This is a genomic window from Paraburkholderia sp. SECH4, from assembly GCF_030511745.1.
GTDB lineage: Bacteria > Pseudomonadota > Gammaproteobacteria > Burkholderiales > Burkholderiaceae > Paraburkholderia > Paraburkholderia madseniana.
Genome location: NZ_JALOCP010000085.1, coordinates 1 through 8,095 on the forward strand (window position 1 = coordinate 1; position 8,095 = coordinate 8,095).

The window sequence follows — 8,095 nt, forward strand, 5'->3', positions numbered from 1 at the left end:
GCTTAAGTTGAGAGCATTGCCCCGCACAGGGGCAACGCTAATAGACCACTAACAAATCAAGGAAAGGCCAAAGCCCTAAGAACACGGCCAAAAAGCGCCGCGCAGGCAAAAAAACTAAACACTACAAGCAGCCGCCCCACCAGAAGCCGCAATCTCCCGCGCTGCCTTAGCGCCCTCAACCTGCAATAAAGTCGGCAACGAAACCCCATTCTTAGCCGCAGTAACCTCAGCAAGAATAGAAACAGCAATCTCAGGCGGCGTCCGGCTGCCAATATAAATCCCAACCGGCCCATGCAGCCGGGCCAACTCGGCATCGTTCAGATCGAACTCCTTCAACCGCTCGCGCCGCGCCTGATTGTTCCTTCTCGACCCCAAAGCACCCACATAAAAAGCCGGCGTCTTCAACGCCTCCATCAACGCAAGATCATCCAGCTTAGGATCATGCGTCAGTGCAATCACCGCACACCGCTCGTCGAGCTTCATGTCGATCACCGTATCGTCCGGCATCGTCCGCACGATCTTCGTGCCGGGAATGCTCCACTCCTCGGTGTACTCCTCGCGCGGATCGCATACGGTGACCTGATAGTCGAGCCCAACCGCGATGTTGCACAGATAGCGCGACAACTGCCCCGCACCGATCACCAGCATCCGGTAACGCGGACCGTGAATCGTCAGCAGACGCTCGCCGTCGAAATGCACGCCGTCGGTTGCCAGCGCCGCATCCAGCCGCACTGCGCCCGTCACCATGTCGACTTCACGCGCCACCAGACGGCCGTCCTCTACCGCATGGCACAGATCGGCAATGCCGCTTTGCGGCGTCAAAGGCTCCAGCACCAGTTGGATCGTGCCGCCGCAAGGCAGGCCGAAGCGATGCGCTTCTTCCGCGGTAATGCCGTACTTCACCGCCTCCGGGCGTGTCTGCTCAATACCCCTTTGCCGCACGCGGTCGATCAGGTCGTCTTCGATGCAGCCGCCCGATACCGAACCCACCACGAGGCCATCGTCACGCACCGCGAGCATCGCGCCCTCGGGACGCGGCGACGAGCCCCACGTCTTCACTACCGTCACCAGCAGCGCGCGATGTCCCTCTTCCAGCCAACGTGCACTGGACTTCAGAACTTCGAGATCCACGCTCTCCATGATTTCTTCCTTTTGGTTCCGTCGCCGCCGGACTCAGTGTCCGCAGCCTCATCCGATTCCGTATTTTGCGCCGCTGTTTCAGTTACTGCAGTGACGCCGTCATCCGGGGCCGTCGCGCCGTCAGCGTCGCCGCCGACCTGCGCGCCGAAGCGCTTGAAAAATTCGCCCGCGAGTTTACGCGCAGCGCCGTCGACCAGCCGCGAACCGATCTGGGCGAGCTTGCCGCCGACCTGTGCAGTCGCCGTGTATGTGAGCTTCGTCGCGGCGTCGCCCTCTGGTTCGAGCGTGACGCGCGTATTGCCCTTGCCGAAGCCCGCCGCACCACCCTGACCTTCGAAAACGATGGTGTAGCTGTTCGGCGCCTCGATGTCGGTCAGCAGCATACGCCCTTTGAAGCGCGCCTTCACCGGACCGACCGAAGCGCTCAACACCACCGCATACGCGTTTTCGCCATCCGGGTCGATGCTTTCGCAGCCGGGAATGCACGCGCGCAGGATTTCGGTATCGTTTAGCGCATCCCACGCGCGCTGCTGGGAAACCGGCAGCATATGGGTCTCATTTAATTCCATGGCGTTGCTCCTGCAGTTGTCGTGGCGCAGACGCTCAAACGAGGCGCGCGCGTGAGTTGCGCGAGGTCGCGGCCGAACGCCGTCAGACTGTCCAGATTGTGAACCGGGCGATGTGCGTCGACGTACGGCAGGATCGCCTGCACGCCGCGCGCTTTCGGTGAAAAACCGCTGAAACGCAGCAGCGGGTTGAGCCACACGATACGGTGTGCGAAGCGGCGCAGGCGGGCCATTTCGGTGTCGAGCACGTCGATCGCTTCGTGATCCAGGCCGTCGGTGACGAGCAGCACCGTGGCTCTGCCGGTCAGCACGCGACGTGCCCAGCGCCGGTTGAATTCGGCAAGCGCCGCGCCGATCCGCGTGCCGCCCGACCAGTCGACCACCTGATCGGTGAGCGTCGCGATCGCCACGTCGGGATCGCGCTCGCGCAGCGCGCGCGTCGCGTTGGTCAGGCGGGTGCCGAAAAGAAACACCTGCAGGCGCTCACGCGATTGCAGAAGCGCGTGGCAGAAGTACAGGACCGCGCGCGAATAGCTGCTCATCGAGCCGGAGATATCCAGCAGCAACACGAGCGGCGGTTTGCGTTCCACTACCGCGCGATACTTCCACACCGTCCAGTCGCCACCGGCGCGCACCGCTTGTCGTGCGCTCGCGCGCAAATCGGCATGCGTGCCGTGCGACGCGGCCTTCAGGCGGCGCGTCGGTTCGGTGGCAAGCGGCAGACGTTGGCCGCGGATCAGATGCCGCAACGTCCGCCATTCGTCAGCGGAAAGCGTCTCGAAATCGCGATGACGTAGCCGCTCTTCAGCACTGAAGGTGACGTGCGCGCGTAGTTCGTGTTGTTCGGTCTCCTGTGGCGCCTTGCTGTGCGGCGACGGTGGCGTGCGCACGGCAAGCGCGTCGGCGAGACGGTTGTTGCGTTTGGGTGGCGGCAACCCATCGCGGACTTTCGGCAACAGCAGCGCGCGCAGCTTGCCTTCCCAATCCGGGTCGCGCCAGAACAGATCGAAGGCGGCGTTGAAGAGGTCGCGTTCGTCTGGCGCGGAGACGAGGAGCGTGGCGAGCGCGGCGCGCACATCGTCGCGCCGGCCGAGGTCGATCCAGTGCAACGCGGCGAGTGCGTCGACCGCTTGCGCCGGCGACATCGGCAAGCCCGCGCCGCGCAGCACACGCACAAAGTGGACGACGTTGTGGGCGAGCGTGGGCGTATCGATCGGTGCGGCCGACGCGCTCGAAGTATCGGCGGAGGCGGTCATCACCGTCATCCCGGAGTCGCGAGGCATTGCGCGATCTGCGCGGCGTCGATGCGCGCCAGATCGTCCTGATACTTGAGCAGCACACCCAGGGTGTTCTGCACCGATTGCGGATCGAGTTCCGTTACCGACAACGCTTCCAAAGCGCGGCACCAGTCGATCGTTTCGGCGATACCAGGCGCCTTGAACAGATCCATGCCGCGCAGTCGATGCACGAAATCGACCGCACGCCGTTGCAATTCAACCGACGTCTGCGGCGCGCGCGCGGCGACGATCTCCAGTTCACGATCGCGCTCGGGATAGCCGATCCATTGATACAGGCAACGGCGTTTCAACGCGTCGTGCACTTCGCGCGTGCGGTTCGACGTCATCACGACGAGCGGCGGCTGCTCTGCGCGCACCGTGCCATATTCGGGAATCGATACCTGGAAGTCCGACAGCAGCTCCAGCAGAAACGCTTCGAACGGTTCGTCGGCGCGGTCGATCTCGTCGATAAGCAGCACACGCCGCGCGCCCGGATGATTTTCGTCGGGCATCAGCGCCTGCAGCAGCGGACGCTTCAACAGGAATTCGCTGCGATAGAGCGTGTCGTTGCCGGGCCGCTCGCCGGCAGCTTCGGCCAGACGCAGCGCCATGATCTGGCGCGGGTAGTCCCATTCGTAGAGCGCGCTGGCGGTGTCGAGTCCTTCGTAGCATTGCAGCCGCAGCATCGAGGTGCCGAGCATCCCAGCCGCGGCTTTGGCGAGTTCGGTCTTGCCGACGCCTGGCTCGCCTTCGACGAACAACGGCCGCTCCATGCGCAGGGCGAGATACAACGCGGTCGCGAGTTCGCGGCTGGCGAAGTAGTTTTGGGCGGCGAGTTGTGCAAGCGTGTCGTCGATTGAAGCAGGCTGCATGGTGCTCCTGACTCTGCATGGTGAAGAGCAAAACGGCGCGTTCGCTCGTGTCACTCATACCGTCGGCGGAACGGAGCGGATGAGCGCGAGCGTCGCGCCACACCGCGTGCGTGATCGAACACGGCTGACGCACTCCGCCGAGGCGCCAGCCGCGAACTGCAAGGATCGCTAACCGTTTGCCCTCACCACCGCTCGCCCGGCTAACACCGGAATCAGATGCGCGCGGTATTTGGCGCTCGCGTGCATGTCGGTGTTCAGGTCGGCTTCGGATACGGTTACCGCTCGCGCGGCCTCGGGTGTGAAATTCGCCGATAACGCGCTTTCCAAGTCCGGCACGCGAAATACCGAAGACGCCGCTCCTGTCACCGCAACGCGTACACCGTTTGCGAACTTCGCGACGAACACGCCGACCAGCGCAAAGTGCGACGCCGGATTCTCGAATTTCACGTAGGCCGCGCGTTCGGGCACTGGAAACTCGACGGCCACGATCAACTCGTCGGGTGCTAACGCGGTCTCATACATGCCGACGAAGAAATCGCTCGACGAAATCCGTCGCCGATCGGTGACGATGGTCGCGTCCAAGGCCATCGCGGCAGCCGGATAGCAGGCGGCCGGATCGTTGTTCGCGAGCGAACCGCCGATGGTGCCGAGCGCGCGCACCTGGCGATCGCCAATGTGCCCGGCGAGGTCCGCGAGCGCCGGCAGCACGCGCCGAAGCTCGCCGTGATCGGCGACGTCCGCATGGCATACGGCGGCACCAATCGTCACCTTGCCGGCATCGACGGTGATCGATTTGAGCGCGGGAATTCGCGTCACGTCGATCAGTTGCGACGGCTGCGCGAGCCGCAGACGCATGGTGGGCAACAGGCTTTGTCCGCCGGCGATGAACTTTGCGTCACTGTCGGCGGCGATGGCTGCGGCGGCCGCTTTGGGATCCGTCGCGCGTTGATACTCGAATGAATACATGTCGAATGCTCCGCTCAGGATCTTAGTGGGGTTTGGCTGCATGAATCGCGGACCATACGCGATGCGGCGTCGCCGGCATTTGCAGGTCGGTCACGCCGAGCGGCGCGAGTGCGTCGAGGATTGCGTTGATGACCGCCGGTGGCGAACCGATCGCACCCGCCTCGCCGCAGCCTTTCACGCCGAGCGGATTGTGCGTGCACGGCGTGCCCTTCGCGGTTTCGACGGTGAAGTTCGGCAGATCGGACGCATGCGGCATCGCGTAGTCCATATAGGAGCCGGACAACAGTTGGCCACTCTCCTTGTCGTACACGCAGCGCTCCAGCATCGCCTGCCCGATACCCTGAGCGAGCCCGCCATGCACCTGGCCTTCGACAATCATCGGATTGATCACGTTGCCGAAATCGTCGACCGCGGTGAACTGCTGGATGCGGCAGACGCCCGTCTCCGGATCGACCTCGATCTCGCAGATGTAGGAGCCGGCAGGATATGTGAAGTTGCTCGGATCGTAGAACGCGCTTTCCTCAAGACCCGGTTCGAGCACGTTGAGCGGATAGTTGTGCGGCACGTAGGCGGCGAGCGATATCTCGGCGAATGCTTTGGTGCGGTCGGTGCCTGCGACGCGAAACACGCCGTCCTTGAACTCGATGTCTTCTGCCGCGGCTTCCAGCAGATGCGCGGCGATTTTCTTCGCCTTGGCTTCGATCTTGTCGAGCGCTTTCATGATCGCCGAGCCGCCGACCGCGATCGAGCGCGAACCGTACGTGCCCATGCCGAACGGAATGCGGCCCGTGTCGCCGTGCACGATCTCCACGCTTTCCAGCGCAATACCGAGCCGGTCCGCGACTACTTGCGCAAAGGTTGTCTCATGCCCCTGGCCGTGGCTGTGGGAGCCGGTGAACACGGTGACGGAACCTGTCGGATGTACGCGAATCTGGCCGACTTCGAAGAGCCCGGCGCGCGCGCCCAATGCACCGGCGATGTTCGACGGCGCCAGACCGCAGGCTTCGATGTAGCACGAGTAGCCGAGGCCGCGCAGCTTGCCGTTCTTTTCGGATTCCTGTTTGCGCGCGGCGAAGCCTTTCACGTCCGCGAGTTCGAGTGCACGGTTTAGCGTGGTGTCGTAGTCGCCGGTATCGTAGGTGAGGCCGACCGGCGTCGCGTACGGAAACTCGCGGATGAAGTTGCGACGGCGGATTTCGGCCGGATCGAGCTTCATCTCACGTGCGGCGGTTTCGACCAGACGCTCGACCACGTACGTCGCTTCCGGACGGCCGGCGCCGCGGTAGGCGTCGACCGGGACGGTGTTGGTGAAGACCGCTTTCACTTCGGCGTAGATGGCGGGCGTCGCATACTGGCCGGCGAGCAGTGTCGCGTACAGGATGGTCGGCACACTCGACGCGAAGGTCGACAGATACGCGCCCATGTTGGCGATCGTGTGGATGCGCATTGCGAGGAACTTGCCGTCGGCGTCCATCGCCAGTTCGGCTTTGGTCACGTGATCGCGGCCGTGCGCGTCGGATACGAAGGCTTCCGAGCGCTCGGCCGTCCATTTGATCGGACGGCGAATTTTCTTCGATGCCCACGTCAGCGCGACATCTTCGGCGTACAGGAAAATCTTCGACCCGAAGCCGCCGCCGACATCCGGCGCGATGACGCGCAGTTTCGATTCCGGCAGCGACAGCACGAATGCGGCCATCAACAGGCGTTCCACGTGCGGATTCTGATTCGCGACGTAGAGCGTGTAGCTGTCGTCCTGCACCGAGTAGCTTGCGTCGACCGCGCGCGGTTCGATCGCATTCGGGATCAGGCGGTTGTTGACGATGTCGAGCGTGGTGACGTGCGCGGCTTTCGCGAAGGCGGCGTCGGTCGCGGCTTTGTCGCCGTGGCCCCAGTTGTAGCAGACGTTGTCCGGAACTTCGTCGTGAACCGCGGCCTGGCCCGGATCGGACGCGTGCGCGGTATCGACTACGGCCGGCAGCACGTCGTAATCGACCTCGATCAGTTCGGCGGCGTCTTTCGCGGCATTGATCGAGTCGGCGATGACGAGCGCGACCTGATCGCCGACGTGGCGTGCTTTCGTGTGCGCGATGATCGGATGTGGCGGCTCGTTCATCGGTTTGCCGTCGGTGCTGTGAATCAGCCAGCCGCACGGCAGTCCGCCGACGTTGTCCGCGGCCATGTCGGCGCCGGTGAAGATCGCGACAACGCCGGGCGACTGTTTGGCGGCGGTGGTGTCGATGCTGTTGATTTTTGCGTGTGCGTGCGGCGAGCGCAGGAATACCGCGTAGGTTTGCTGCGGCAGGACGATGTCGTCGGTGTACTGACCGTTGCCGGTGAGGAAACGATAGTCTTCTTTACGTTCGACGGAAGTACCGATGAGGTGGGTGTCGGGTGCGTTCATCGTCGGCTCCTCAGGCGGTGGCTGGCGCAGTGGCCGCGGCATTGGTGTTGACCGTGCCGGCGGACTTCATGCCTTCGGCGCCTTCGAGCACTGCTTTGACGATGTTGTGATAGCCCGTACAGCGGCAGAGATTGCCGTCGAGCTGGGCGCGCACGTCGTCGCCGGTGAGATTGGGTTGGCGCTCGACGAGCGAGACCGCGCTCATCACCATGCCGGGCGTACAGAAACCGCACTGCAGGCCGTGGCAGTGTTTGAAGGCGGCTTGCATCGGGTGCAGGGCGCCGTCTTTGGCGAGTCCTTCGATGGTGGTGATGTTTGCGCCTTCGGCCTGGACCGCGAGGATGTTGCAGGATTTGATTGCGCGGCCGTTCAGGTGGACCGTGCATGCGCCGCACTGGGCTGTGTCGCAGCCGACGTGCGTTCCTGTGAGGCGAAGTTGATCGCGCAGGAACTGGACAAGCAGGGTGTTGGGGTCGATTGAGGCGCTGATGGGCGCGCCGTTCACCGTCAGACTGATGCTGATCGCCATGAAGTTGTCTCCTTATGGGGTGAAACCGGACCTTTGTTTTTTCCTGCCTTCAGCTGCCTGCTCGTGGGGTCCGATTAGGGTGCTGCGGGTTTGCTGTTTTTGCGGTTCTTTTTTATGGGTCTGCCGAAAAGTAAAGCACAAATTGCCTGGCGGCGCTATTGGGTTGTGTGCCTGCTCGGCGGGGTATGGTTTGTTTTTTGCCCGGTCGGGCTGGGGATTGCCTGGCGGCGCCGGTTTTAGTTTTTTTGCCTTCGGTGGGGGGGTGGTTGCCTGCGCGGCGCTTTTGTCCGTGTTCTTGGGGCGTTGGCCTTTCCTTGAATTGTTAGTGGTCTATTAGCGTTGCC

The 8,095-nt window shown here is 63.3% G+C and carries 7 protein-coding genes; all 7 read right to left on the reverse strand.

Annotated features, from left to right (window positions below):
* Positions 1–114: 114 nt before the first annotated feature.
* On the reverse strand, positions 115–1,140 hold the full coding sequence (locus tag M0D67_RS41480) for an XdhC family protein (RefSeq protein ID WP_154559698.1): 1,026 nt from the start codon (positions 1,138–1,140) through the stop codon (positions 115–117).
* Positions 1,113–1,709 carry a CoxG family protein gene (locus M0D67_RS41485; protein WP_266243506.1) on the reverse strand — a complete coding sequence of 199 codons (597 nt, stop codon included), beginning with the start codon at positions 1,707–1,709 and terminating at the stop codon, positions 1,113–1,115. The genes M0D67_RS41480 and M0D67_RS41485 overlap by 28 nt, the downstream gene beginning before the upstream one ends.
* On the reverse strand, positions 1,700–2,962 hold the full coding sequence (locus M0D67_RS41490; RefSeq protein WP_154559712.1) for a VWA domain-containing protein: 1,263 nt from the start codon (positions 2,960–2,962) through the stop codon (positions 1,700–1,702). The genes M0D67_RS41485 and M0D67_RS41490 overlap by 10 nt, the downstream gene beginning before the upstream one ends.
* A gap of 5 nt (positions 2,963–2,967) precedes the next feature.
* Positions 2,968–3,855 (reverse strand): MoxR family ATPase, encoded by an 888-nt coding sequence (locus M0D67_RS41495; protein ID WP_054037965.1) that lies wholly within the window; start codon positions 3,853–3,855, stop codon positions 2,968–2,970.
* Positions 3,856–4,023: 168 nt separating this feature from the next.
* On the reverse strand, positions 4,024–4,821 hold the full coding sequence (locus M0D67_RS41500; protein ID WP_266243508.1) for a xanthine dehydrogenase family protein subunit M: 798 nt from the start codon (positions 4,819–4,821) through the stop codon (positions 4,024–4,026).
* Positions 4,822–4,843: 22 nt separating this feature from the next.
* Positions 4,844–7,222, reverse strand: a complete 2,379-nt coding sequence (locus M0D67_RS41505; protein WP_266243510.1) for a xanthine dehydrogenase family protein molybdopterin-binding subunit — start codon at positions 7,220–7,222, stop codon at positions 4,844–4,846.
* 10 nt (positions 7,223–7,232) lie between these two features.
* On the reverse strand, positions 7,233–7,751 hold the full coding sequence (locus tag M0D67_RS41510; protein WP_154559703.1) for a (2Fe-2S)-binding protein: 519 nt from the start codon (positions 7,749–7,751) through the stop codon (positions 7,233–7,235).
* Between the last annotated feature and the right edge of the window lie 344 nt (positions 7,752–8,095).

Coding starts and splice junctions, on each gene's coding strand:
- M0D67_RS41495 (WP_054037965.1), bottom strand. CDS start 3,855: ATGCAGCCTGCTTCAATCGACGACACGCTTGCACAACTCGCCGCCCAA.
- M0D67_RS41500 (WP_266243508.1), bottom strand. CDS start 4,821: ATGTATTCATTCGAGTATCAACGCGCGACGGATCCCAAAGCGGCCGCC.
- M0D67_RS41485 (WP_266243506.1), bottom strand. CDS start 1,709: ATGGAATTAAATGAGACCCATATGCTGCCGGTTTCCCAGCAGCGCGCG.
- M0D67_RS41490 (WP_154559712.1), bottom strand. CDS start 2,962: ATGACCGCCTCCGCCGATACTTCGAGCGCGTCGGCCGCACCGATCGAT.
- M0D67_RS41505 (WP_266243510.1), bottom strand. CDS start 7,222: ATGAACGCACCCGACACCCACCTCATCGGTACTTCCGTCGAACGTAAA.
- M0D67_RS41510 (WP_154559703.1), bottom strand. CDS start 7,751: ATGGCGATCAGCATCAGTCTGACGGTGAACGGCGCGCCCATCAGCGCC.
- M0D67_RS41480 (WP_154559698.1), bottom strand. CDS start 1,140: ATGGAGAGCGTGGATCTCGAAGTTCTGAAGTCCAGTGCACGTTGGCTG.